A 24,125-nucleotide genomic window follows, 5' to 3' on the forward strand; every position below is an offset into this window, starting at 1 on the left:
ATGCGGCGGCATGGCGGGGGCGTCTATTGCGGCATCGGATCCAGCATCGGCGCGGCGACGATGTCCGGCCAATGACGGCGATCGCCGTCGGGAAAGCGGATGTGAATGCGCACCAATGCCGGCAGGCCGTTGCCGTACCATGTCTTTTCCCAGTTCCCGTTCGAAAGATAGTCGCAGTCTATGTCGGCAATGCCCGTCAGCAGAACCCGCTGCTGCTGCTGGGGCGTCGCGGATTCGATCACGTGGCGGTAGGGCTGCCATATAAACATCAGACGGTGCCGGCCATCGACCGACAAACGGATATCCGCCTGCATGTCCTGGCTGCCGTCCAGGGCCATCGGCAGCGTGCCGCGCAGCACCAGCCCATGGGGCCGGCCGACGAAAAGCGGCCCCTGCCGCCCGGCGCCGGGGTCGGCGTGCGCGACCAGGCCGCGCAGCAGGTGATCGACCGCGCCCAGTTCGGCCTGCGCCGCCAGCATGCCGCGCTGGCGGTCGAAGATCATCGTCGCGGCCTGGAACGCCCGCTGCAGCACCAGCAGCACCAGCGAGAACACGACCAGCGCGATCAGGATTTCCACCAGGGTGAAGCCGGCGGGGCCCTTGAAACGGTCTTTCACGGTCCGGGTCATGGTCCGGGCGCCCGTATGCCCAGCCGACGGGTGCGCAGCATCACCGACCGCTGCCCCGATTCGGTCGCCGGATCGGACCAGGATTCGGTGACCTGCACCTGGTACAGCACCAGGCCGGGCGCGGCGGAGGAGGACGTTGCCTGTTCGGGCGCGATCCGGACATGCCAGTGAAAATCGCTGCCGTCATCGCCGTCCTGTTCCAGCGGACCGATCTGCATGCCGTGGCCGACCGCCGCCAGGTGGGACTGGGCGCGGGAGACCGCCTCTTGCATACGGTTGGACAATTGTGTGGCCGCGATGCCGTCCAGCATCCCCCGATAGGCGACGCCGAGGGCCAGCATCGCGATGACGAAGGCGACCAGGACCTCGATCAAGGTGAAACCGTCCTGCCGGCCGGTGGGGCCCGTCGCGGTCATGGCCCCTCGACCGCGATGGCGCCGGTCAGCCAGTTCAGCCGCAGCGTGACCAGCCGCCCCCGTTCGACCAGCGCGGCCCCCCCGCCCGCGGCGCTGCCGTCGGGGTAGAAGACGAAGCGCCCCGCCCCCGGCCCGGTCGCGATCCCCACCCCGGTCGGCAGGGCATGGCGTGCCCCGTGCCAGAGCCCGTAATCCAGGCGGGCCGGGTCGATGGTGAAGACCAGCACGGTGCCCGAGCGTATCGCCTGCAACCGGGTCTGGCGCATGGAGGCCGCGACCTGCTGCCCTGCCCCGCGCAGGTCCAGCGTGACCGAGCGGAACGGCCCGCGCGCGACCACGATCGCCCCGATCAGCCCGAGAATCAGGACGACCACGAGCATCTCGATCAGGGTGAAGCCGTGCTGAACGCCCTTTCGGGCGCGGCTGTCGGGTGCCGGGCTATTTCGCAAGGTCGTTCAGGCTCAGCATGGCCAGCAGCAGGGAGGACACGATCCCGGCCACCAGCAGCCCCATGACGATGGTGATCGCGGGCACCAGCAGTGCCACCAGGCGCTGGGTGGCGACGCGTACCTGTTCCTCATGGATATCGGCGGCGCGCAGGGCCATCGGCCCGAGCTGCGCCGTTTCCTCGCCCAGGCGCAGCAGATGCACCATGCGCCGCGGAAAGACCGACGCGCCGTCCAGCGCGGCGGCCAGCCCGCGCCCCGACTTGGCGCTTTGCGTCGCCGCGTCGATCGCCGCGATCGCGGCCCGGTTGGCGATCGCCCCGCGCACGATCGCCAGCGATGCCAGGATCGGCACGCCGTTTTCCAGCAGAGTGCCCAGGATGCGGGCGAAGCGGGCGGCCAGGATTTCGCCGGCCAGCCCGCCCGCGACCGGCAGCGCCAGCAGCCAGCGATCCGCCCGCAGCCTGACGGACGGCCGGCGCAGCATGACCCGGCCCAGCGCGACCAACGCCAGCAGGACCGGCGGAACGGCAGGCCCGTAGCGGCCGAGCCAGTCGCCGGCCTGGATCATCAGTTGCGTCGAAGCCGGCAGGGTGGCCCCGTTCTGCGCGAAGAGGGGCGTGAATTGCGGCAGCACCTGGGTCAGCAGCAGATAGATCGATCCGGTCGCGGCCAGGGTCAGGATGGCGGGATAGATCATCGCCGATTGCACGGTCGCGGCCAGGGCGCGTTCCCGCTCCAGCAGCAGCGCCAGCCGTTCCATGGTCGGCGCCAGGTCGCCGCTGGCTTCGGCCGCGCGGACCATGCCGATATACAGGCGCGGAAAGCTGCCGGGATAGCGCCCCATCGCCACATGCAGCGCCCGGCCGTCGCGCACCATCGTGCGCACGCCGTCCAGCACGGCGCGCACCCGCGCCCGCGGCATGGTCTCCACCAGGAAGCGCAGGGCCCGGTCGATATCCTGCCCCGCGCCCAGCATGACCGCCAGTTCGCGCGTGATCGCCGCAAGTTCGGGGCGGCGCAGGTCCTTGCGCCGCAGCGCGCCGGCCCCGATCGCCCCCAGGATGGTGGTAGTCCCCAGGCCGGCCGACAGGGCGAAGCGCGCCGGCGCGCCGACCCGCATCGGAATATGGCCCTGGCGGCGCAGGGTGGCCAGGACCGCGTCCTCGGTCTCGGCCTCCAGCGTGCCGCGGACCAGGGCACCCTGCGCATCGACGGCGGTATAGCTGAATTCAGCCATGCGGCCGCGCCCCCATCAGGCGCCCGCCCGGACGCTGCGCGTCACTTCCTCGATCGTCGTCTCGCCCCGCAGGGCGGCGACCAGGCCGGCGGTGAACATCGGGACCATGCCGGCCTCGACCGCCGCCCGTTCGATCGCCAGATGGTCGCTGCGCGCGAAGATCAACTGTTCGATCGCCTCGTCCGGTTCCAGCAATTCGGCGATCGCCTGGCGGCCGCTATAGCCGGTATGGCGGCACCTGGCGCAGCCCACGGCATGGAACAGGGTGACGGGGGCGTCCTGGTCCGGCGCGCCCTGGATCACCCTGTCCTGGGTCAGCGCGTTTTGGGCCAGCGTGTGCAGGTCGAAGCGCTCCACCAGTTCGCGGGGCGGGGTATAGGGCGTCTTGCACGCATCGCACAGCCGCCGGACCAGCCGCTGCGCCAGCACGCCGCGCAGCACCGCCGTCAGCAGATAGTCCTCGACCCCCATGTCGCGCAGGCGGATGATCGCGGCCGACGCCGAGTTGGTATGCAGGGTGGACAGGACCAGATGCCCGGTCAGCGCGGCCTGCACGGCGATCTGCGCGGTTTCGATATCGCGGATTTCGCCCACCATGATCACGTCGGGGTCCTGGCGCAGGATCGAGCGCAGCAAGGTGGCGAAGGTCAGCCCGATCTGCGGCTTGACCTGCACCTGGTTGATGCCGGCCAACTGGTATTCGATCGGGTCCTCGATCGTCACGACCTTGCGCGTGACGCCGTTCAGGTCCGACAGGCCGGTATAGAGCGTCGTCGTCTTGCCCGAACCGGTCGGACCGGTCACCAGGACGATTCCGTTGGGCTGCGCCAGCAGGGTGCGCATGCGCGCGACGATATCGGCCGGCAGGCCCAGCGTGGCGTAGTCGAAGCGGACGCTGGACCGGTCCAGCACGCGCAGCACCACCGTTTCGCCGTACAGCGACGGGATGGTGGAGACGCGGAAATCGATTTCATGCCCGCGCACCGCCAGCTTGATCCGCCCGTCCTGCGGCAGGCGGCGTTCGGCGATGTCCAACCGGGCCATGATCTTGATGCGCGAGATGATCGCCGGGATCAACTGGGCCGGCGGGTTGTCGACCTCGTGCAGCACGCCGTCATAGCGATAACGCACGCGCAGCCGGTCCTCGAACGGCTCGATATGAATGTCCGAGGCCTGGGTTTCCACCGCGCGGCTGACGATCTGGTTGACCAGGCGGATCACCGGCGCCTCGGACGCCAGGTCCTTCAGCCGCTCGGCATCGTCTTCCAGCGGGGCGTCGTGATCCTCGGGCACGACCGTGTCGTCCTCGGCGCGGGGATAGAGCCGATCGAGCGCGGCCTCGAGTTCGATCGGCACGCCGACCAGGCAGGCCACGCGCAGGCCGGTGGCGGCCGCGACCGAAGCCGGCGTGAATCCATCCAGCGGATCGTGCAGCGCCAGCGACAGCACGCCGTCCCGCACCGCCAGAGGCACCGCATGGACGTCGCGCAGGAATCGCGCGCCCAGCCTGTCCGCCAGCACCGGTTCCTCGGGGTAGCGTTCGGGCGGCACCAAAGGAATGCCCAGCAATTCCGCGTAGCTCTGCGCCATTTCCCGTTCGGACACCAGGCCCAGTTGCAGCAGGATCCGGTCCAGCCGCCCGCCGCCCTGTTCGGCGGCGCGGCGCGCGCGCTCGATCGCGCGCGGATCGCAGCGGCCGCGTTCGACCAGCAACCCGGCCAGCGCCTCGACCGGCGCGGCGTCGGCGCCGTATGTCACGACGTTACTGTCCATGGATGTCCCAACCGTCCTTCGCGCTCATCCCCATGGCTGAAAGGCGGTCTGCCATAGCCAGGTTCCCCACATTGCCGCGGCCAGGCCCGGGCCGAAGGGAATCATCATGCCCCGGCCCGGCCTGCCGCGCGCGGCGATCATGGCGCCGCACAATGTCAGGAGTGCGGCCACGAACACGATCGACGGCAGCGCGGCCGGCCCCAGCCAGGCGCCGCCGGCCGCCAGCAATTTCGCATCGCCCAGCCCCAGCCCGTCCCGGCCCCGCAGCCGCCGATACCCCAGGGCGATCCCGGCGAAGGCGCCATAGCCCAGCAGAGCGGCGGCGCCGTGCGCCAGCAATGCCTGCGCCCCGCCGGCCGCGGCCAGCGCCAGCCCCGCCGCCGCCAGCGGCAGCGTCAGCCCATCCGGCAGGCGGAAGATTTTCAGGTCGATCGCCGCCAGGACCAGCAGCCACCATCCGAACAGGCAGCCGCGCCAGACCAGCGGTGCCGGGACCGGCGCCCCCGCCCCGCCCCGCCAGGCCGCGAGCAGGACGAGGGCGGCGACCGCCAGGGCCGCCAGTTCCATGGCCGGATGGTGCGGATCGATCGGTGCGCGACAGGTCCGGCACCGGCCCTTCTGCGCCAGGTAGCTGACCAGCGGCACCAGGTCCCGCGGCGCCAGCGCCGTCCTGCAGCACGGGCAGGCCGAACGCGCCAGCACCACCGGCTCGCCCCGGGGAAGGCGCCAGGCCAGCACGCCCAGGAACGACCCGACGAAGGGCGCCAGCAGCAGGGGAAGCCAGGGGGCGCACAACATCGGCGGATACGGCATCGGCGGACAGGTCAGGGGTTGCAGATCTGCGTCGCCGTGTTGGCGGTATTGCCGCTGGAGCCGGCCGAACAGAGGTCGTAATCATGGCCGGGCCGCTCGGACGGGTTGCGGTAGATATAGGGATGGTGCCAGGGGTCCAGCGGATCGCCCCCTTCCTTGACGTACGGGCCGTTCCAGTTGTCGGCCCCAGCCGGGCGGGCGACCAGCGCGTGCAGTCCGTCCTCGGAACTGGGATAATTGCCCATGTCCAGCCGGTACAGGTCCAGCACCTGGCCCAGGCGCTGGATCGATTCGCGCGCCACCGAATTCTTGGCGCCGCCCAACTGGCGCAGCGCGGCGGGCGCCACCAGGCCGATCAGCAGGCCGAGGATGGCGATCACGACCAGCAGTTCCAGCAGCGTGAACCCGTCGTCACGGCCGCGCGCCGGGCGTAAGCGGGATGTCGGGCCCGACAAGGAGAACTGCGCGGATTTCGGCATATTGAACCTGCTTTCCTGTGATATGGGACGAGGTGCGTGCATCAGGGCAGGCATCGAACAAAGGAAGGGCCCGGCCCCGTCATGGCAATCGCGTACCTCGGCTGCATGGCGCTCGCCGCTTCGATTTATCATCTGCCCCCGCGTGTCCTGCCATCGATCCAGGCCGTGGAAGGGGGGTGGAACGGCTTCGTGCATCACAACGCGAACGGCACGGATGACCTCGGCGTCATGCAGGTCAATACACGCTGGATCGATCCGATTGCAAGGTTCACCCATGTCGCGCCGCTGGTCGTCTATCGCAATCTTCTGGAGCAACCGTGCTATAATATCAGCGCGGCCGGGGCGATCATGCGCCTGTACCTGAACGAGACGCATGGCGACCTGATGCGCGCGGTCGGCGATTATCATTCCCATACCGCCCTGCTGAACCAATCCTATCAGGCGCTGGTACTGGCCTGGGCGCGGCGGTTGTTCCGCCCGGCGCGCCAACCCGTGACGCGCCGGCCGTAGAGGGCGCCCCTGTCACCGGGCCGGCGTCGCCACGCGTATCGCGCTGAATCGGGTGCTGCCGCCGTCGGAAAACAGCGAGACCCGGTCGCTGCCTGCCGAGGGGAAGATCAGGTCGGTCATGCGCAGCACGCCGCCATTGGCGAAGAGTTCGACCGAACTGCGATCGACCACCAGATGCAGCGACACCACCCCGCCCGGCGCGGCCAGATGGGCGATGTGGACCAGGCTGAATTTGGGGGAAAACCCGACATTGCCGGAATGGCCGCGATCGAGGGTGAGATTTCCCTTGGCGAAATCATAACTGATCACGGTGCCGGTCCTGCCGTCCGGCGTCTGCCGCACGACGATCCCGGCGCGTGCGGCGGCGCCCCGCCGCAAGGTCAGACGGATATCCATGACGTCGCCGCGGACGGGCGCGCGCCATGACTGTCCGCCGCCCACGACCCGGTCGCGATAGGTGGCGACACCCTGCCGGCGCACCCAGTCTTCATACGAGGGCGCGGGGGCCTGGACCAGCGCCGGCCGGCCCTCGACCGTCTTCAGCGCGAGTGCGACGGGCAGCGTCATCTGCCCGCGCCAGGGCGCGGTCGGCACCGCGTCGGCGTAATCCCAATTGTTCATCCAGCCGATCAGCAGGGGCGCGCCGGATCCCGTATTGGCGAAGCGGGTCGTCGCATAGTGATCGGCGCCGTGGTCCAGCCAGTCATAGGCGGCCGGATCCGACCCCGCCGGCGGCAGCGAATCCGGCGTGAAGGTCACGCCGTCGAACCGTCCCACGAAATATTGCACCCCCGATCCGCCGGCGATGCTCCAGGGATTGACGCTGACGATCATCACCCAGCGCTTGTCATGGGCATTGCCGTCGAGAGGAAGCGAGACCAGAACCGGCATTTCCCACAACATGCCGGGCTTGCGATAGCCGGACGGCTGAAAATCGCTGAGGAACGACCAGTGCAGCAGGTCGGTCGAACGATACAGCTTGACCACCTGGGCGTCGCCGACGACGGTGGCCATGATCCAGCATTTTCCGTCGGGATACCAGAAGACGGACGGGTCCCGAAACTGCCTGGAATCCGGATGCAATGTCAGGATCGGGTTATGGTCGTAGGGTCGCCAGCTTGCGCCGCGATCCAGGCTGTAGGACAGCGATTGCGCCTGCGTGCCGTCGGGGTGCGCGGGATTGTTGTAGAAAACCGACGTATGGAATGCGAGCAGCGGCGGCGCCGAGGCGCTGCCGAGGCCCGAGCGGTTCTGCCGGTCATAGATGACGGAACCGGAGAAGATATCCTCGTTCGGCGTGGCGGGGATGGCGATGGCGTCCTCATGCCAATGAACCAGGTCGGGGCTGGTCGCATGGCCCCAGGACGTATGGCCCCAGACCATGCCGGCCTGGTTGTACTGGTAGAAAAGATGATAGGTGCCATCAAGCAGGAACGGGCCGTTCGGGTCGTTCATCCAATGGGCGGCGGGTGAAAAATGCAGTGCCGGCCGCCATTGCGGCGTCTGCCCGTCCTGCGCCCCGCCCTGCGCCCGCGCGGCCATGGGCAACAGCGACAGCAGACATGCCGCCAGAATGCGGCCCCAGCGCGCATGGACGATGCACCGGCCGGCCGTTGATCCCAAGTTTTTCATCCTGCGTGACATACCCTATTCCATGAACCCGAAATCGAAAGACCAGCCTGCCCCAAAATTGCTTCGGGGGACAGGCCGGCCCATTCTTGCCGCGTTGGCCTGGTCGCTATTGAGCCGCGTTGACGAAGGATGTGACGCTGCCCGTCGTACCCTGGCTGACCTGCATGTTCTGGGTGATCAGGTCCTGGATGAAGCCGGCGATGTTGATGTCCGCCCGGTTGGCCGGAATGTCGCCATAGCCGCCCAGGCCGCCATTGCCGTAACGCAGATCGACCATCGACATATCGGACCGGATCCGCAGTCTCACCGTCGGCGACAGCGTGCCGCCACGGCGATCTTCGACTCTGTCGATGAAGGATTCGACCAGCCCGCCCGGCATCACGTAATGCGAGTAGGACTGGAACGCCCGCGGATTCTGCAGCGGGTTCGGAGCAAAAGCCGTGCCCGCCGGCGTGTTGAGGTCCGTCGGGTTGCCCATCACCAGGCCGCTGCCATAGTTCATCGGCTGGAAATCGCTGCGGATGCCGTTGCCGACGAAGCCGTACACGCCGTCCGGACCATCCACGCCCGGCGCATAGGTCGAACGATGGCTGATCGTGAAGATGTAGTATTTGTCTTTCCTGATATAGACCTGCGGGCGCTCGGTCTGGTCGTTGACGCAGTTGGCCGAAATCAGCGGCGGCAGGAACGTCCATTTGGACAGCGACGCGTCCTCGGCGACCGCCAGGCCGATCGTCGCCTTCTGGTAATAGGCACCGCTATCCAGGACCTGCTGCAGGGTCTCGGCGTTCGGATCCCCCGGACGATAGCCCAGGTCGGCGTCGGTGCAGTTCGGAACGCCGAGCTGGCCGGCGGTATTGCCCTCGAACACCATGTAGTTCACGCCGGGATGGTTCGGATCCTCGAAGGTGAACGGATCGCGGAAGTTATAAAACGGGTTCTGCGCCCCGTTCTGGTACAGCACTCCGTCGGGACGCAGCAGCGGCGTGTGCGTGGTAAAGCCGGTGAACCAGACATGGTTGAAATCGGCATGGATCTGGCCCAGGCTCTGGGTGATCACCGCCTGGGCGGGAGTGATGTCCTGCCCGGCCGCATTCCGGTTGAATGCCATGTCGGTATAGAACAGCGACACCTGGTTGCCGTTCGGGTCCAGCAGGCGCATCGACCCCGACCATTCCGCCGTGATCGTGTAGGTCGTGCCGGCGAAGACCTGTTCCTGCGCGCCTTCGGGGATGATGTGCCCGCCATAGATCCAGCCACCATTCGCCGGACGCTTGTCGGCCGGAATGCCGGCGCGGCGGTAGAAGAAACCGATCCGCGCATGAACGTGACGTTCGTCGAAAGAATAACCGGCATTCGGGTCGGCGGTCAGGCTGAAGATGACTTCCCAGCCGTTATAGCTGAACTGGTTGGCATGCTTGTCGATCAGCGTCCAGGTGTCCCACACCCAGACATCCGGGTTGATCAGCGGGAAATCCTCGGGGATATCCGGCATGACCAACTGCCCGGGCAGCGAGTTCTGGCCCGCCGCGACCGACGGATTGGAATGCGCCTTGATCTGCATCGCGTCGGCGCGCGTCCAGCGCGACGTGAAATCCGCATCGGGCGCATAGGCCTGCTGCGTGTGGATCGTCGGCAGCGGGAAGCCGGGCACACCCTGCGCAAACGCGGTCTGGGCCCCTATGGACGAGATGAAGGATCCAGCCAATGCCATTTTGAGCATCGGTCTTTTTTGGCGTTCGTTCGCCATTGCCATTCTCCTGAAGCAAGACACTCCTGTGGCTGCGGAAATATTCCGCAGCCCTGCAATCATCGAAAAATCGTTGATATATAGAGACTTGCCCTCGCTCACCGCCCCCTTGAGCGGCGCCGAGAAGATCACGAAGAATTTATATTTGTCAATTTCTGCCGAATGACAATCTGATGACAGAGCCTTTCCGGCATTTTATTTCAAATCAAAAACAATATAATGTACGCCTTGAGATCAATATGTTTAATTTTTACGACTTATTAATCACATTGCGAACGCGATAACGCGCCAGGATATTCTGGTTTTAAAAAAACTGGTTTTTAAATACGGAAAAAGCTGCGTCCAACACGGACGTGGCCATCCGGATACCCGGATATTCGAGCACGCGAAGAGCTTCTACCCGATCGCGTCTCGCGGCAAGGGAACGGCATGACGGACCGAATAGTTCCCGGACCCCGATAAATCAACAAGAGGACGCCAACGCGAGGCATGCGGGCGATTCGGCATTTGCACGTTCCTTGCCCGTGATGATGGGTGCGCTCTGTGCGGGCCAAGCGTGACCGGGGACGTGTGGAAGCGCGCCGCCTCTTCCATACCCGAGGCGAACGAGAGAGGCTGCGTGACCGGGGTCACGGCAATGACCGGAACAAGGGGGTGAGCGGAAAAATATGGAAACGAACAGTTTCATTCATTTTCGTTTTTGCGCGAACAGAAGGATGTTAACAAATTCCCATCGGCAACGGCCCCGAGCCGGCGCCTGATGAATTTGGCATGATCCGTCCAAGGAATTTTGAAATGTCCCGATATCTTCTGACGATTTCCGCCGCGACCGGGGTCCTTCTCACCGCTCTGGCCGGCAGCGCCTCGGCCCAGGTTCCGGCCAAGCCCGCCGATGTGCAGGCCGGCACCTATCAGGTCGAGTCCAGCCATACGCAGATCGGCTTCTCGCTGCTGCATTTCGGCTTTACCAATTATTCGGGCCTGTTTTCGGGCGTGTCGGGCAGTTTGACGCTCGATCCCAAGAACCCGGCGGGATCGGCGCTGAACGTCACCATCCCCATCGCCTCGGTCCAGACCACCAGCGACAAGCTGACCGGCGAACTGAAGGGCGCGCAGTGGTTCGACGCCACCCAGTTCCCGAACGCCACCTTTACCTCGACCAAGGTGACGGTGACCGGCAAGGGCCGTGCCGTGGTGACCGGCAACCTGACCATCCGCGGCATCACCAAGCCCGAGACGCTGAAAGTGCGCTTTATCGGCGCGGGCGTGAACCCGCTGGACAAGAAATACACGGTCGGGTTCGAAGCCACCGGCACGATCAACCGCAGCGATTTCGGCGTGAAGATGTACGTCCCCTATGTCGGCGACGCGGTAGATCTGCGCATCGCCGGCGCCTTCGAGCGTCAGGGCTGAGCCCGTCATGCCGGCCAGTTCCGACAAGGCCGGCACGGCCGGCCGCTATGATCCGGTTGCGATCACCCTGCATTGGGTGATCGCCGCCGGAATCCTGGCCCTGATCGGCATGGGCCTGGTCATGGACCACCTGAAACTGCCGCCGATGCAGGTCTTCAAGCTCTATCAACTGCATAAATCGATCGGCATCACCACCATGCTGGCGGTCGGCCTGCGCATCGTCTGGCGGGCGTTCCACACGCCCCCTGCCCTGCCGTCCGGCATGCCGGACGCCGAGCGCCGGGCCGCGCACGGGGTGCATTGGCTGCTCTATGGCCTGCAGGTGCTGCTGCCGGTCAGCGGCTGGGCGCTGGTCTCGGCCTCGGTCTTCAATATTCCGACCGTACTGTTCGGCGTCGTGCCCTGGCCGCATCTTCCGGTCCTGGCCACGCTGCACGACAAGGCGCCGGTCGAAGCCGCGCTGAAGACCCTGCATCACTGGAGTGCCTGGATCCTGACCGCGATCATCGCCCTGCATGCCGCCGCCGCGCTGCGCCATCATTTCGTCCTGAAGGACGACATCCTGCGGCAGATGCTGCCCGCCCGCCGCCGTGCCCCCCGTTCAAACCCCGTCTGACAGGCTTCGCTTCCATGCCCCATCCTGCGTCTTTCCCCATTCCTTCATCCGCGCGCATCGGGGGCGCGCTGCTGGGCGCGGCGCTGCTGCTGCCCGGCGCGCACGCCCTGGCCGCCGGCTGGACCATCGATCCGGCCCACAGCACGATCGCCTTTACCGGCACGCAGACCGGCGCCAGGTTCACCGGCCATTTCAAGACGTTCGGCGGCACGATCCAGTTCGATCCGGCCCATCCCGAAGCCGGGCACGCGCTGATTACGATCGACGTCGCCTCGGCCGCGACCGGCGACGCGCAGCGTGACGAGGCCATGCCGGGCGCCGATTGGTTCGATATCGCCAAATTCCCCAAGGCGACGTTCGAGGCCCGGAATTTCCAGTCCAAGGGCGGCAATGCCTATGTCGCCCAGGGCACGCTGACCATTCGTGGCGTCAGCCAGCCCGAGACCCTGCCCTTCACGCTGGATATCACCGGCGGCACCGCGCATGCCAAAGGCCATCTGGACCTGGTCCGCACGCCCTTCGGCGTGGGCCAGGGACCGTGGGCCAGCGGCCAATGGGTGGCGCTGGAGGTCGGCATCGACATCGACATCACCGCCCACGGCGCCTGAGCCGAGACATATCCGGGCATTCGCCCATTCTTCATCCCGTCATTGACGACGACACCGGCTATTACGACAGCGGCGCCGCGTGACCCATGGGTCGCGCGGCGCTTGGCGTTTCTGGGGCCGGAAATCCATGGCATTCGATCATGCATCTTTTGGAATCAATGCATTTCCGTCATTTCCATTTAAACGATGATCGCCGCGATCTATCTCTTTTCGTGTAGCAGGCCGATGCGGCCGGGAGGCATCACATGATAGACGTCAGATCATTCGACAGCCTGGGCGGAGCCGATCATGGCTGGCTGAAGGCGAAACATCATTTCTCCTTCGCGGAATATCGCGACCCCGAGCGCGTGCATTGGGGCAATCTGCGGGTCTGGAACGACGACACCATCGCGCCGGGCACGGGCTTCCCCGCCCATCCGCACCGCGACATGGAAATCATCACCTATGTCCGCAAGGGCGCGATCACCCACCAGGACAATCTGGGCAACAAGGGCCGTACCGAGGCCGGCGACGTGCAGGTGATGTCCGCCGGCACCGGCATCACGCACAGCGAATACAACCTGGAGCCGGGCGAGACCCAGATCTTCCAGATCTGGATCATCCCCACCGGGCACGGCAAGGCGCCAAGCTGGGGCGCGCGTCCGTTCCCCAGGGAGAACCGGGCCGGTCATTTCGTCACCCTGGCCTCGGGCTATGACAGCGATGCCGACGCGCTGCCGATCCGCACCGATGCCCGCGTTCTGGGCGCAACGCTGAAGGCCGGCCAGACCGCCGAGTATGTCCTGGGCACCGAGCGCTTCGCCTATCTGGTGCCCGCCACGGGCGCGGTCGAGATCGACGGCGTGCGGGTCAATGCCCGCGACGGCGCCGCAATCTCAAAAACCGACACCCTGCGCGTCACCGCCCTGGAGGACGCCGAAATCGTCCTGGTCGACGCCGCCTGACAAGCGGCACCCGCCCGCCGGTCGGCGGGCGGGTGCTCTGCCGCGTCGCGGCACTCCTGAAAGCAACTCTGGCGAAAGCAACTCTGGCAAAAGCAACTCTGGCCGCCGACGCGCTCTTATCGCTGGACGGCAGTCGGAGTCCGTTCGGCGACGGAGCAAGAACGCCATGATCAAGATCCTGGGCATATCGGGCAGCCTGCGGCGGGCGTCCTTCAACACCGCGCTGCTGCATGCCGCCCCGCCCCTGCTGCCCGAGGGCGCCAGCCTGGAATTCCATGCCGGGCTGCGCGACATCCCGCCCTATGACGAGGATGTTCGCCAGGCCGGGTTTCCCGCCGTGGTGGCGGAACTGCGGCAGAGCGTGCGCGACGCCGACGCCCTGCTGATCGCGACGCCGGAATATAACCGGTCCATCTCCGGCGTCCTGAAGAACGCGATCGACTGGGTGTCCCGCCCGCCGGACCAGCCCTTCAACGGCAAGGTGGTCGCCATCATGGGCGCCAGCCCCGGCGCCCTGGGGACCGGGCTGGCCCATTACCATTTACGCCAGGTGCTTTCGACCCTGGGGGCCTATGCGGTGCCGGGGGCGGAGATGCTGGTCGGCAACGCCGCGACCAAATTCGACGCCAGCGGCGCCCTGACCGACGATCCGACACGCGTGCACCTTCAGAAACTGCTGAACCAACTGGTGGTGCTGGCCGGCCGGCTGCGCTGACGCGGTCGGAGGCGGCGCGCGCAAAAGGCGCGGAACAGGGATCAGCGCGGCGCGGCGTAGACGGCCAGTTCATGCGCCAGATGGTCGCAGACCGCCCGGACGCGCCGCACCGGCTTGAGGTCCTGGTGCATCACCAGCCAGAGTTCCAGCGCCATCGCGAACTGCGCGGGCAGGACGGGCAGCAGGGACGGCGCGCGCCGGGCCAGGGGCTGCTGGCAGATGCCGATGCCCAGGCCCGCGCGGATCGCCGCCAGTTGCGCGACATGGTCATCGATCCGGATCGCGAAATCCTCCCGCGCCAGGCAGAGCCCCGCCTGGCGGATCATCGCGAGGTCGCCTTCCCGCCGGTCCGGCCCGATCAGCGCATGGCGGGCCAGGTCCCCGGTCCCGGCCGGCAGGCCGTGCCGCTCGGCATAGGACGGGGCGGCGAACAGGCCCAGCTTCACCGCGCCGATCCGGCGGGCCAGCAGGTCCCCCTGGCTGGGCCGGACCATCCGCACCGCGATATCCGCGTCACGCCGCAGCAGGTCCTGGTTGCGGTTGTCCAGGTGCAGTTCGATGACCAGTCGCGGATGACGAACGCGCAATGCGGCCAGCATCGCCGGCAATACCTCGGTCCCCATGGTCTCGCTGGCCGTGATCCGCACCACCCCGGAAACGGCCCCGGCGGGCGCCGAGGACGCCCGCATGAAGGCGGCGGCTTCCGACGCCATGGCTTCGGCGTGCCGGCCCAGCACCAGGGCGTCCTGGGTCGGGGTCAGCCCCGCCGGGGACCTGGTGAAGAGCACCGTCCCGATGCTGCGCTCCAGGGCTTCGAGCCGCCGGCGCACGGTGGGTTGGGCCACGCGCAGCGCCCGCGCGGCCGCCGACAGGCTGCCTTCGTGCAGGATGGCGAGGAAGACGCGCCGATTGTCCCAGTCGAACGGCTGGGGGCTCATGAATTGGGGCTCATAAATTTCATACTAGCCGATCGACGGATTCGGACAATTCCGTTTACCCCCGAGATCGGCTCGTCATGAGTCATGTCACAGGAGGACGACATGACCATACCCGGAACGGCCTTGATTATCGGCGCGCGCGGCGGCATCGGCCGCGCGGCCGCCGGCACATTGCTGCGCCATGGCTGGCGGGTCCGCGGCCTGGTCCGCGGCACGGCGCCGGGCGGCGCATCCCATCCGCCGCCGATCGAATGGGTCGTCGGCAACGCAATGGATTCCGCCGCCGTGATGGCGGCGGCGCGTGGGGCCGATGCCGTGATCCATGCCGTCAATCCGCCCGGCTACCGCCATTGGGACAGGCTGGTCATGCCGATGCTGGAAAACAGCATCGCCGCCGCGCAGGCCGCCGATGCGCGGCTGGTCCTGCCCGGCACCGTCTATAATTTCGGCCCCGACGCCGGCTGCGCACCCGATGAGGACGCGCCGCAGAACCCACTGACCCGCAAGGGCGGGATCCGGGTCGCCATGGAGCGCAGGCTGCATGACGCGGCGCGCGGCGGGCTGCGCGCGCTGATCGTCCGGACCGGCGATTTCTTCGGCCCCGGAGCGGGAAACAACTGGTTTTCCCAAGGACTTTTGGGCAACGGACGCCCGGTGCGGGCCTTGACCGACCCTGGACGGCCGGGGGTCGGGCATCAATGGGCCTATCTGCCCGACGTGGCCGAAACCATTGCCCGGCTTCTGGCGCGGGAGGAGGCGCTGGAGCGCATGGCGCGCTTTCACATGGCGGGCCATTGGGACCCGGACGGGCGGCACATGATCGCGGCCATCCGGCAGGCGCTGGGCGATCCGGATATGCGGGTGCGCCGCTTTCCGTGGTGGCTGGTCGGCCTGATCGCGCCCGCCGTGCCGTTCTGCCGCGAGTTGCACGAGATGCGTTATCTGTGGCGGACCGGGCTGCGGCTTGGCAATGCGCGGCTGCTCGGCCTGCTGGGGAGCGAGCCACATACGAGGCTGGACATTGCCGTCCACGCGACGTTGCAGGCCCTGGACGCCTTTCCCCAGGAGGCTCTTCCCCGGCACGCATAGGCGTAGGCGGCGGCGCGTTCCGGATGCCGATCACGAATCCACGAGCGCGATTGCAGCCATGCCGGACCGCACGCATGTCGAGACAGCGACTTGGAGCCGGTTTCTTCCGCTATCGGCCGGTATCGGCTGGCGGTATCGGCGGGACGCCGTCTCTGAAAAGTTCGTGAGAGAGCATCCGTGTGACCGGGCCCACCGCCCAGCCGCGCATGCTTGAGAGAAGGCTGCCTGTCATGCAAGTCAAGGACGTCATGACCTCGCCGGCGATCGGGATCGCGCCGACCGATGCCATTACCGATGCCATCCGGCTGATGCTGGAACACAGGGTCAGCGGGCTGCCGGTCATTACGCCGACCGGGGAACTGGTCGGTGTCGTGACCGAAGGCGACCTGATGCGCCGCAGCGAGCTGGACACCGAGGCCGCCGTTTCGTGGTTCGGGAACCTGTTCCGCACGCCCGGCCGGCAGGCATCGGATTACGTGCACAGCCATGGGCGCCGGGTCGGTGACATCATGTCGGAGCGGCCGGTTTCCATCTGGCCCGAGGCGCCGCTGCGCGATGCCGTCATGATGCTGGCCCTGCACAATGTCCGGCGGCTGCCGGTCGTGAAAGACGACCAGGTGGTCGGCATTATTTCCCGTTCCGACATTCTGCGCGCCTTGCTGCCCCTGGTTCCGCAGGACCATGCCGTCTCGGACGACCGGAACATCCGCGAGGCGATCCTGCGGGAACATCGCAGGGTCCTGCCCTGGAGCGCGCGCACGCTGATCGGCGTCGACGTCGCGAACGGCGTGGTGGAACTGACCGGCACGGTCACGGACGATCGCGTGCGCACCGCCGCCCGCGTGGCCGCGGAAAACGTCAAGGGAGTCGTATCCGTGGTCGACCATGTCGTCTACACCAACCCCTATGAAGGCGTGACGATCCCGCCGCCGCCGCTGCTTTAGGCCGGCGCGCGCCGGACAATCCCCAGGAAACCAACCGAGAGAGCACGGGATCGGCGCCGCCGGTCGCACGCGGCTTTGGACAGGAGCAGACGATGACCCGCAATATCGTGATCGTCATTGCGGACGGCGAGCATGCGCGCTTCGTGCGGCCCGCCGAGAACCATGCCCTGCATACCGTGGATTCCTTCGATTCCGTCGTCGCGCACCGCCAGACCTCCGACCTGGGCGACGATGCGCCCGGCGCCAGCTTCCATAGCGGGTCGAGCGCCCATCATGCGCTGAATCCGCGTCATGACCGGCACCATGTCGAAATGGAGAAATTCTCCCGCCTGGTGGCAAGCCATATCAACGACCATTACCAGGGCTGCGAGGGGATGGTGATCTTCGCCCCGTCACGCAACCTGTCGATCATCGTCGATCACCTGAAGCCGGACCTGAAGGGGCGACTGGTCGGCACCGACGACAAGGACCTGGTGAAAATCCCCGACCACGCGCTGATGACGCATGTGGCGCCTTTCCGGCTGAAGCTGGGCATATGATCCGCCCATCCCCCGTCCACCCATCACTGGCCGCATGAGGTGCGCCATGACGGTGTCGTCCGACACGCTTCGCTGGTTCGACGCGATCCGGCTTGAGGATCTGCCGCTGGTCGGCGGGAAGAATGCGTCGCTGGGCGAGTTGTACCAGGCGCTTTCGGCGCAGGGCATCCTGGTGCCCAACGGCTTCGTCCTGACGGCGCGCGCCTATGACGACGCGCTGCGGGACGCCGGCGCGTGGCCTGCCCTGCATGCGCTGCTGGACGGCCTGGACACGACCGACATCGCGCTGCTGGCGCAGCGCGCGGCCCAGGCGCGGCAGATCGTTTATGCCGCGACCGATAGTGCGCCGCTGCGCGAGGCCGTCGCCGGGGCCTATCGCCGGCTGGAGGCGCAATATGGCGCGGGCGTCCCGGTGGCGGTGCGCAGTTCGGCGACCGCCGAGGATCTGCCCGCCGCCAGTTTCGCCGGCCAGCACGATTCCTTTCTGAATATCGGCGGCGCGGAGGCCGTCTTCGACGCCTGCCGCCATTGTTTCGCGTCGCTGTTCACCGATCGGGCCATCGTCTATCGTGCCAATAACGGGTTCGATCATTTCAAAACGGGCCTGTCGGTCGGAGTCATGAAGCTGGTCCGCGCGGACCGCGCGGCCAGCGGCGTCGTCTTTACCCTGGATACCGAATCCGGCTTCCGCGACGTGGTGCTGATCACCGGGACCTGGGGACTGGGGGAGAATATCGTCCAGGGCACGATCGACCCGGACGAGTTCTATGTGCACAAGCCGAGTTTTCGCCAGGGACACCGCGCCGTGCTGCGCCACGTGCTGGGCGGAAAGCAACTGACGATGGGCCTGGCGCCGGATGAAGGGGGCACGGCCACTCGCAATGTGCCGACGCCGGAGGCGCTGCGGGCGCGCTACTGCCTGGAAGATGACGAGATCCTGCATCTGGCCGGGCAGGCGATGCTGATCGAGGCGCATTATTCCGAGCGTGCCGGCCATCCGGTGCCGATGGATATCGAGTGGGCCAAGGATGCGGACGACGGCCGGCTGTATATCGTCCAGGCCAGGCCGGAAACCGTGGCCGCGCGCAAGAATGTCGCGATGCTGGAGAGCTACGCGCTGAAGGGAAGCGGGCGCGTGCTGGCGCGCGGGCGGGCGGTGGGCGAGAAGATCGGCAGCGGCGTCGCCCGCATCGTGGCCAGCCGGGACGACCTGAAATTCTTCCGCCCCGGCGAGGTGCTGGTCGCGCCGTCGACCAATCCGGACTGGGAAGCCGTGATGAAGACGGCTTCGGCCATCGTCACCGACCATGGGGGCCGGACCTGCCATGCCGCGATCATCGCCCGCGAACTGGGCGTGCCCGCCGTGGTGGGCACCGACGCGGCGACCCGGGTGCTGCGCAGCGGGCAGGCCGTCACCGTGTCCTGCGCGGGCGGCGAGAGCGGCACGGTCTATGACGGCGCCATTCCCTTCGCGGTCAGCCGGGTCGATGCCGGCCTGCTGCCGCGCCCGCGCACGCCCGTCATGGTCAATCTGGGCAATCCGGACCTGGCGTTCCGCACCGCTCTTATGCCCTGTGCCGGGGTCGGGCTGGCGCGCATGGAATTCATCATCAGCGAGGCGATCGGCATCCATCCGATGGCGCTGGCGCACCCCGAGCGCCTGCCGCCCGAGGACCGCGCGCGGATCGCGGCGCGCACCGCCGCCAGCCCGTCGCCGGGCGACTATTTCGTGCGGACGCTGGCCGAGGGGGTCGGCACGATCGCCGCCGCCTTCTACCCCCGGCCGGTCATCGTGCGGCTGTCGGATTTCAAGACCAACGAATATGCGGCGCTGATCGGCGGGCAGGTGTTCGAGCCCACGGAGGCCAATCCGATGATCGGGTTTCGCGGCGCGGCACGCTATGCCCATCCGGCCTATGCCGACGGGTTCGCCCTGGAATGCGCGGCCCTGGCGCGGGTGCGCGGCGCAATGGGCCTGACCAACCTGATCGTCATGGTGCCGTTCTGCCGGCGGGTCGAGGAAGCCGAGCGCGTGCTGGCGGCGATGCGCGAACACGGGCTGGCGCGCGGCAGGGACGGGCTGAAGATCTACATGATGTGCGAGATCCCCAACAACGTCATCCAGATCGATTCCTTTGCCGCCGAATTCGACGGATTTTCGATCGGGTCGAACGATCTGACGCAATTGACGCTGGGGGTGGACCGGGATTCCGACCTGGTCGCGTTCGATTTCGACGAACGCGACCCCGGCATGCTGGAAATGCTGCGCCTGGCCGTGACCGGCGCCCGGCGCAATGGCCGCAAGATCGGAATCTGCGGCGAGGCGCCGGCCAATTATCCCGAGATCGCGCGCTATCTGGTGGCGATCGGCATCGACTCGCTGAGCGTCAATCCGTCGAGCCTGCTGCGCACCATGGAGATCGTCCGCCAGGCGGAGGAGAACGAGAGCCGCGCGGCGTAGAGCAGATCCCTGACCGATGGATGCCGGATATGTCCCAGATCATCGCGAGCCAGGTCATCGCGACCCAGGTCATCGCAACCCAGATCATCGCAACATTGACGCTGAATCCCGCCGTGGACGTGGCTTGCGTCGCCGCCGAAATCCGCCCCACGCACAAGATCCGCACCATGGACGAGCGGCTGGACCCCGGCGGGGGCGGCATCAATGTCGCGCGCGTCGTTCATGAACTGGGCGGCGAGGCCCTGGCCGTGATCATGACCGGCGGCGTCACCGGCCGGCTGGTCGAGGAGTTGCTCGACCAGGCGGAGGTGCCCTGGCAGGGGCTGCCGATCGGCGGCCGCACCCGGATCTGCCTGAACGTGCAGGAGCGCGCGACCCGGCTGGAATATCGCTTCGTGTCCGAAGGGCCGCTGATCGCGGAGGCGGAATGGCGCAACAGCCTGGACCTGCTGCACGGGATCGATGCCGGCTGGATCGTGGCCAGTGGCAGCCTGCCGCGCGGCGTGCCCGATGATTTCTATGCGCGTGTCGGCCGCATCGCCGCGGCGCATGGACGGCAATTCGCCATCGACACCTCGGGCCCGGCCCTGCACGCGGCGATCGGCCCCGACGTCGCGCTGCTGAAGCTGAGCCACGGCGAGCTGGAATCGCTGGTGGGCCATCCGGTCAGGGACGCCAACGGGATGGCGATGGAGATCGCGGAGCTGATGCGCCGGGGCGCGGCCCGCATGGTCGCCGTCAGCCTGGGGCAGGACGGGGCCATTCTGGGCCATGCCGACGGCATCGTGCGCCTGCCGGCACCGCCCGTGGAAACCTGCGGCACCGTCGGCGCCGGCGACAGTTTCATGGCCGGTCTGCTGGTCGGCCTGACGCGCGGCATGCCGGCCTGCGACGCGCTGGCGCTGGCCATCGCCGCCGGTTCGGCCAGCGTGGAGATCTACGGCACCGCCCGGGCCCGGCGCGACAAGGTGGAGGCCCTGTTCCGGCAGATCAGGGAAAAGGCATAGATCTTGGAGAGAATCGATGACGGATCGTCCTTCCCTGCCCTTACCGGCGCCCCGCCTGTTCGCGCTGGCCGGCACCGAGGCGCTGGGCCGGGACATCGCGCGGCATATGGGCATCGCGCTGGGCCGGCATGAGGAACGCGATTTCGAGGACGGCGAGCACAAGGCCCGGGTGCTGGAGAGCGTGTGCGGTGCCGAACTGTATGTGCTGCACAGCCTGCATGGGATGGGCGTGGGCAGCGCCAATGACCGGCTATGCCGGATGCTGTTCTTTATCGCCGCCTGCAAGGATGCCGGCGCCGCGCGCGTGACGGCGGTGACGCCCTATCTGTGCTATGCGCGCAAGGACCGGCGGACGAAACCGAACGACCCGGTCACGTCGCGCTATGTCGCGGCATTGTTCGAGGCCGCCGGCGCCGACCGGGTGATGGCGCTGGACGTGCATAACGAAGCCGCCTTTGAAAACGCGTTTCGCTGCCGGACCTTGGCCCTGACCGCGGCACCCTTGCAGGTTGCCGCGATCCTGGCCGTCACGGCCGATGAACGGCTGTGCGTCATATCGCCCGACCTGGGCGGGGGCAAGCGCGCCGAACGGCTGCGCGAGGCGCTGGAACGCGCGGCCGGCCGGCCCGTCGGCCACGCCTTCGCCGAAAAATACCGCAGCGCCGGGATCGTGTCGGGGGACCTGTTCGCCGGCGATGTCCGTGATGCGACTTGCATCATCGTCGACGACCTGGCCAGTACGGGGGGCACCCTGGTCCGGGCCGCCCGCGCCGCGCGCGAGAACGGGGCGCGGCGGGTCCTGGCCTGCGTCACCCACGGGCTTTTCGCCCGCGCGGCGGGGCCGGTCCTGGCCGATCCGGCCATCGAGCGGATCATGGCGACCGACACCATCGACCCGGTCCCCCTGCCCGGCGGACCGGCGCGGGACAAGCTGGAAATCGTGCCGACCGCCGCCCTGTTCGCCGAGGCCATCGGCCGGTTGCACCGCGGCGAATCGCTGGCCGACCTGCTGGTGCTGTAGGCCGGGCGGATACCGTCGAGACCCTGGCGCCGTTGAAAATCCTGACGATCGCCGCCATGTTTTCATAAACAATCGGAAGATCGATACAGGTGTCATGCCGTACTGGCCCATATCCCGTCGCGGCGCGCGGATATTGTCCTCCGCCCTTGCGGCCTGCTGCGTGCTGACGGCGCCTCTGCCGGGTCTGGCGAGCGGCGCCGCGCCGGCGCGGACCGAAATCGAGGTCAAAATCACCGATACCGGCTTTATCCCCGCGACCTTGACGATCGGGACCGGCGCCACGGTAACCTGGACCAACACCGGCGACACGGCGCACGAACTCGTCGCCACCGTCCAGGGAGTGCCCGAGCCGGAGATTTTCAGGTCACCGCCGCTGGATATCGGCGACAGGTTTTCCTTCCGGTTCGCCGCACCGGGCCGGTATCGCTATTTCTGCGCGTATCATCCGGAGATGACCGGAACGGTGACCGTGCGATAGGAAAGCTGCCCCCGTCGCCGCGGGTCAGGCGTTGCAGCCTCAACGCGTCGGACAGTGCCAGGCGCAGATAGGCACGCGCCTGGCGCGGCCATTTTTCCGGGGTACGCTGCCGGGCGTCGCGCAGATGCATGATGGCCAGCCGGGCCCGCAGCATGGCGCGATGGCTGCGATAGAACAGCAGCAGGGCATCCGTGCGGCGCCCCTGCATCACGGGCTTCAGGCGCCGCGCGATGCGCGCCCCGGCCCACGGCGCGCCCAGTCGCGCACATTCCAGTTGCAGGAAGGCGATTTCGTCGAGCGGATCGAGCGCCCGCAGGCGCGCGTCGAATTCCAGGCAGTCGATGATGGTGACATCCCGCGCCAGCCAGATATGTTCGGGCCGCAAATCGCCATGCGCGTCGACAATGCGTCCGGCCCGGATGCGCGCCAGGATCGCGCCGAAATGACGATGCAGGAACCGCGTCTGGATCCGGTCGATCCGCGCCACGATGCCCCAGGGCAGGTGCCAGGGCGGGGGAAAGCCCGGATCCAACAGCACATGCCGGTTATAGGCCAGGGCGAGGTCCCAGGTGCGCCGCAGGGCGGGCGCAGCCGACCGGACGGGAACGGACGCCGCGTGCGCGTAGAACCGCGCCAGCGCGGCCGACAGCCGGTCCAGGCTGGCGGATGGCAGCGCGCGGGCGCGCAGCGCGGCGTCGAGAAACCCCCGATCGTCGAGGCGCCGCATGACGACCAGCCAGTCGACGGCGCGCCCCGCCCCCCCGATGCCGAGACCCAGGGGCCCGGCGACCAGCGGGACGACCCCCAGATAGACGTCGGGCGCCAGGCGGCGATTCAGGCGATCTTCGGCCCGGCATGCCGCCGCGCGACGACCCGGCGTGGAAAAATCGAGATAGGGGAAGCGAACCGGCTTCTTGAGCTTGTAGACGCGTGATCCCGCCAGGAACACCCAGGACATATGCGTCTCGCGCATGATGACCGACCGGGGATGTCCGGGATAGTGCCGCGGATCGGACAGAAAGCGCACTTTTTGGTCCAGAGACACGGGAGGTTCCGGCGATACGTGCCGGAGCGCCGGCGGGTTATCGGCAGATTCCCCCTTGTCCCGGCGTGCGGACGATCTTCGGCGCACGCCCCGGTTTTTGATCCCTTTCGGCCGCGGCGGAACCGGATCCTGTCTTTTCTCCTGCACGCGTCGCTCGGTGATCGTCATGCGGTGATGGCTTTGGCGATGATGGCTTCGACGGCTTTTTGGCGGTCATGTCGTCCCTTCCCGAGGCGCTGCCCAGAGGATGGTTCGGAGAATGATCAGAAGATGGGCCGGAAAGGAATTTTCGGAAGGCGGGGCGGAACGCGTTCCGCCCCGTGCCTGCATCACGTTCGCGCGCCGTTGATTGAACCATGATCACGTACTCCCAGATGCAGGCCCGATTCAGATGCATGGAGAAGGAAGATGTTACGTCTGAAGCCGGTTCCCGCGGCGGCGATGGAACTGGTGGAGCGCCATGGCGATCAGGCCGCCGGCGTCGCGCGGACCAGGCGGGATGAGGCGATGGAGGCCGATGACGCGGAATTGACGGCCTATTGGAACGCGGTGCTGGAAGCGTCCGAATACCTGATCGAAGAGACCCCCAAACCCCTTTGCTGACGTGTGGAGCCACCCG

The 24,125-nt window shown here is 67.3% G+C and carries 26 protein-coding genes; 15 read left to right on the top strand and 11 right to left on the bottom strand.

What is annotated here, in order from left to right; genetic code table 11:
• Positions 1 to 23 precede the first annotated feature (23 nt).
• Genes AAC691_RS06435 through gspG form a run of 7 tightly spaced genes read right to left on the bottom strand, consistent with a single transcriptional unit; the run spans position 24 to position 5,796 of the window.
• A complete protein-coding gene (locus AAC691_RS06435) occupies positions 24 to 629 on the bottom strand; it encodes a prepilin-type N-terminal cleavage/methylation domain-containing protein (RefSeq protein WP_342629385.1) in 606 nt (201 codons plus the stop codon).
• On the bottom strand, positions 626 to 1,045 hold the full coding sequence (locus tag AAC691_RS06440) for a prepilin-type N-terminal cleavage/methylation domain-containing protein (protein ID WP_342629386.1): 420 nt from the start codon (positions 1,043 to 1,045) through the stop codon (positions 626 to 628). Before AAC691_RS06440 ends, AAC691_RS06435 begins: the two co-directional genes overlap by 4 nt.
• A complete protein-coding gene (locus tag AAC691_RS06445) occupies positions 1,042 to 1,494 on the bottom strand; it encodes a prepilin-type N-terminal cleavage/methylation domain-containing protein (RefSeq protein WP_342629387.1) in 453 nt (150 codons plus the stop codon). The genes AAC691_RS06440 and AAC691_RS06445 overlap by 4 nt, the downstream gene beginning before the upstream one ends.
• Positions 1,484 to 2,731, bottom strand: a complete 1,248-nt coding sequence (locus tag AAC691_RS06450) for a type II secretion system F family protein (RefSeq protein WP_342629388.1) — start codon at positions 2,729 to 2,731, stop codon at positions 1,484 to 1,486. Before AAC691_RS06450 ends, AAC691_RS06445 begins: the two co-directional genes overlap by 11 nt.
• Before the next feature lie 15 nt (positions 2,732 to 2,746).
• Positions 2,747 to 4,504 (bottom strand): GspE/PulE family protein, encoded by a 1,758-nt coding sequence (locus AAC691_RS06455; RefSeq protein WP_342629389.1) that lies wholly within the window; start codon positions 4,502 to 4,504, stop codon positions 2,747 to 2,749.
• 24 nt (positions 4,505 to 4,528) lie between these two features.
• On the bottom strand, positions 4,529 to 5,317 hold the full coding sequence (locus AAC691_RS06460) for an A24 family peptidase (protein ID WP_342629390.1): 789 nt from the start codon (positions 5,315 to 5,317) through the stop codon (positions 4,529 to 4,531).
• Between the two features lie 11 nt (positions 5,318 to 5,328).
• The gene (gspG, locus tag AAC691_RS06465) at positions 5,329 to 5,796 is read right to left on the bottom strand and encodes a type II secretion system major pseudopilin GspG (RefSeq protein WP_323991673.1); all 468 of its coding nucleotides are present in this window, start codon (positions 5,794 to 5,796) and stop codon (positions 5,329 to 5,331) included.
• An 81-nt stretch (positions 5,797 to 5,877) separates the two neighbouring features.
• Between gspG and AAC691_RS06470 the strand changes: the two genes are divergently transcribed.
• Positions 5,878 to 6,306 carry a lytic transglycosylase domain-containing protein gene (locus AAC691_RS06470; protein WP_323991674.1) on the top strand — a complete coding sequence of 143 codons (429 nt, stop codon included), beginning with the start codon at positions 5,878 to 5,880 and terminating at the stop codon, positions 6,304 to 6,306.
• A 12-nt stretch (positions 6,307 to 6,318) separates the two neighbouring features.
• Here AAC691_RS06470 and AAC691_RS06475 read toward each other — a convergent pair whose 3' ends face one another.
• Positions 6,319 to 7,929, bottom strand: a complete 1,611-nt coding sequence (locus AAC691_RS06475; protein WP_342629391.1) for a glycoside hydrolase family 32 protein — start codon at positions 7,927 to 7,929, stop codon at positions 6,319 to 6,321.
• 115 nt (positions 7,930 to 8,044) lie between these two features.
• Positions 8,045 to 9,688, bottom strand: a complete 1,644-nt coding sequence (locus AAC691_RS06480; protein ID WP_342629392.1) for a glycoside hydrolase family 68 protein — start codon at positions 9,686 to 9,688, stop codon at positions 8,045 to 8,047.
• Between AAC691_RS06480 and AAC691_RS06485 the strand changes: the two genes are divergently transcribed.
• The 6 genes from AAC691_RS06485 (at position 9,621) to AAC691_RS06510 (ending at position 13,984) form a co-directional block, all read left to right on the top strand.
• On the top strand, positions 9,621 to 9,854 hold the full coding sequence (locus AAC691_RS06485; RefSeq protein ID WP_323993832.1) for a hypothetical protein: 234 nt from the start codon (positions 9,621 to 9,623) through the stop codon (positions 9,852 to 9,854). The two genes, AAC691_RS06480 and AAC691_RS06485, sit on opposite strands and share 68 nt — an antisense overlap.
• 629 nt (positions 9,855 to 10,483) lie before the next feature.
• Positions 10,484 to 11,101: a YceI family protein gene (locus AAC691_RS06490; RefSeq protein WP_176639304.1), complete on the top strand. Its 618-nt coding sequence runs from the start codon at positions 10,484 to 10,486 to the stop codon at positions 11,099 to 11,101.
• Positions 11,102 to 11,108: 7 nt separating this feature from the next.
• Positions 11,109 to 11,717: a cytochrome b gene (locus AAC691_RS06495; RefSeq protein WP_342629393.1), complete on the top strand. Its 609-nt coding sequence runs from the start codon at positions 11,109 to 11,111 to the stop codon at positions 11,715 to 11,717.
• A 14-nt stretch (positions 11,718 to 11,731) separates the two neighbouring features.
• Positions 11,732 to 12,325: a YceI family protein gene (locus AAC691_RS06500; protein WP_342629394.1), complete on the top strand. Its 594-nt coding sequence runs from the start codon at positions 11,732 to 11,734 to the stop codon at positions 12,323 to 12,325.
• Positions 12,326 to 12,570: 245 nt separating this feature from the next.
• The gene (locus AAC691_RS06505; RefSeq protein ID WP_176639009.1) at positions 12,571 to 13,269 is read left to right on the top strand and encodes a pirin family protein; all 699 of its coding nucleotides are present in this window, start codon (positions 12,571 to 12,573) and stop codon (positions 13,267 to 13,269) included.
• A 166-nt stretch (positions 13,270 to 13,435) separates the two neighbouring features.
• Positions 13,436 to 13,984, top strand: a complete 549-nt coding sequence (locus AAC691_RS06510) for an NADPH-dependent FMN reductase (RefSeq protein WP_176639301.1) — start codon at positions 13,436 to 13,438, stop codon at positions 13,982 to 13,984.
• Between the two features lie 41 nt (positions 13,985 to 14,025).
• On the opposite strand, the gene AAC691_RS06515 is transcribed toward AAC691_RS06510, so the two are convergent.
• Positions 14,026 to 14,922, bottom strand: a complete 897-nt coding sequence (locus tag AAC691_RS06515; RefSeq protein WP_342629395.1) for a LysR family transcriptional regulator — start codon at positions 14,920 to 14,922, stop codon at positions 14,026 to 14,028.
• A 102-nt stretch (positions 14,923 to 15,024) separates the two neighbouring features.
• On the opposite strand from AAC691_RS06515, the gene AAC691_RS06520 reads away from it, so the two are divergent.
• The 7 genes from AAC691_RS06520 (at position 15,025) to AAC691_RS22280 (ending at position 22,461) form a co-directional block, all read left to right on the top strand.
• Positions 15,025 to 16,011, top strand: coding sequence for an NAD-dependent epimerase/dehydratase family protein (locus AAC691_RS06520; protein WP_342629396.1), 987 nt, complete (start codon positions 15,025 to 15,027; stop codon positions 16,009 to 16,011).
• A 230-nt stretch (positions 16,012 to 16,241) separates the two neighbouring features.
• On the top strand, positions 16,242 to 16,955 hold the full coding sequence (locus AAC691_RS06525; protein ID WP_342629397.1) for a CBS domain-containing protein: 714 nt from the start codon (positions 16,242 to 16,244) through the stop codon (positions 16,953 to 16,955).
• Positions 16,956 to 17,047: 92 nt separating this feature from the next.
• Positions 17,048 to 17,494, top strand: a complete 447-nt coding sequence (locus AAC691_RS06530; RefSeq protein ID WP_323991685.1) for a host attachment protein — start codon at positions 17,048 to 17,050, stop codon at positions 17,492 to 17,494.
• Between the two features lie 46 nt (positions 17,495 to 17,540).
• On the top strand, positions 17,541 to 19,955 hold the full coding sequence (gene ppsA, locus AAC691_RS06535; RefSeq protein ID WP_342629398.1) for a phosphoenolpyruvate synthase: 2,415 nt from the start codon (positions 17,541 to 17,543) through the stop codon (positions 19,953 to 19,955).
• A 29-nt stretch (positions 19,956 to 19,984) separates the two neighbouring features.
• The gene (locus AAC691_RS06540) at positions 19,985 to 20,962 is read left to right on the top strand and encodes a 1-phosphofructokinase family hexose kinase (protein ID WP_342629399.1); all 978 of its coding nucleotides are present in this window, start codon (positions 19,985 to 19,987) and stop codon (positions 20,960 to 20,962) included.
• Positions 20,963 to 20,978: 16 nt separating this feature from the next.
• Positions 20,979 to 21,983 carry a ribose-phosphate pyrophosphokinase gene (locus AAC691_RS06545; protein WP_342629400.1) on the top strand — a complete coding sequence of 335 codons (1,005 nt, stop codon included), beginning with the start codon at positions 20,979 to 20,981 and terminating at the stop codon, positions 21,981 to 21,983.
• A 94-nt stretch (positions 21,984 to 22,077) separates the two neighbouring features.
• Positions 22,078 to 22,461, top strand: a complete 384-nt coding sequence (locus AAC691_RS22280) for a cupredoxin domain-containing protein (RefSeq protein ID WP_408906064.1) — start codon at positions 22,078 to 22,080, stop codon at positions 22,459 to 22,461.
• On the opposite strand, the gene AAC691_RS06550 is transcribed toward AAC691_RS22280, so the two are convergent.
• Positions 22,343 to 23,506, bottom strand: a complete 1,164-nt coding sequence (locus AAC691_RS06550; protein ID WP_342629401.1) for a hypothetical protein — start codon at positions 23,504 to 23,506, stop codon at positions 22,343 to 22,345. The two genes, AAC691_RS22280 and AAC691_RS06550, sit on opposite strands and share 119 nt — an antisense overlap.
• A 408-nt stretch (positions 23,507 to 23,914) precedes the next feature.
• Between AAC691_RS06550 and AAC691_RS06555 the strand changes: the two genes are divergently transcribed.
• Positions 23,915 to 24,109 (top strand): hypothetical protein, encoded by a 195-nt coding sequence (locus tag AAC691_RS06555; protein WP_176641171.1) that lies wholly within the window; start codon positions 23,915 to 23,917, stop codon positions 24,107 to 24,109.
• Positions 24,110 to 24,125: the final 16 nt, after the last annotated feature.

This window comes from Nguyenibacter vanlangensis, assembly GCF_038719015.1.
Taxonomy (GTDB): domain Bacteria; phylum Pseudomonadota; class Alphaproteobacteria; order Acetobacterales; family Acetobacteraceae; genus Gluconacetobacter; species Gluconacetobacter vanlangensis.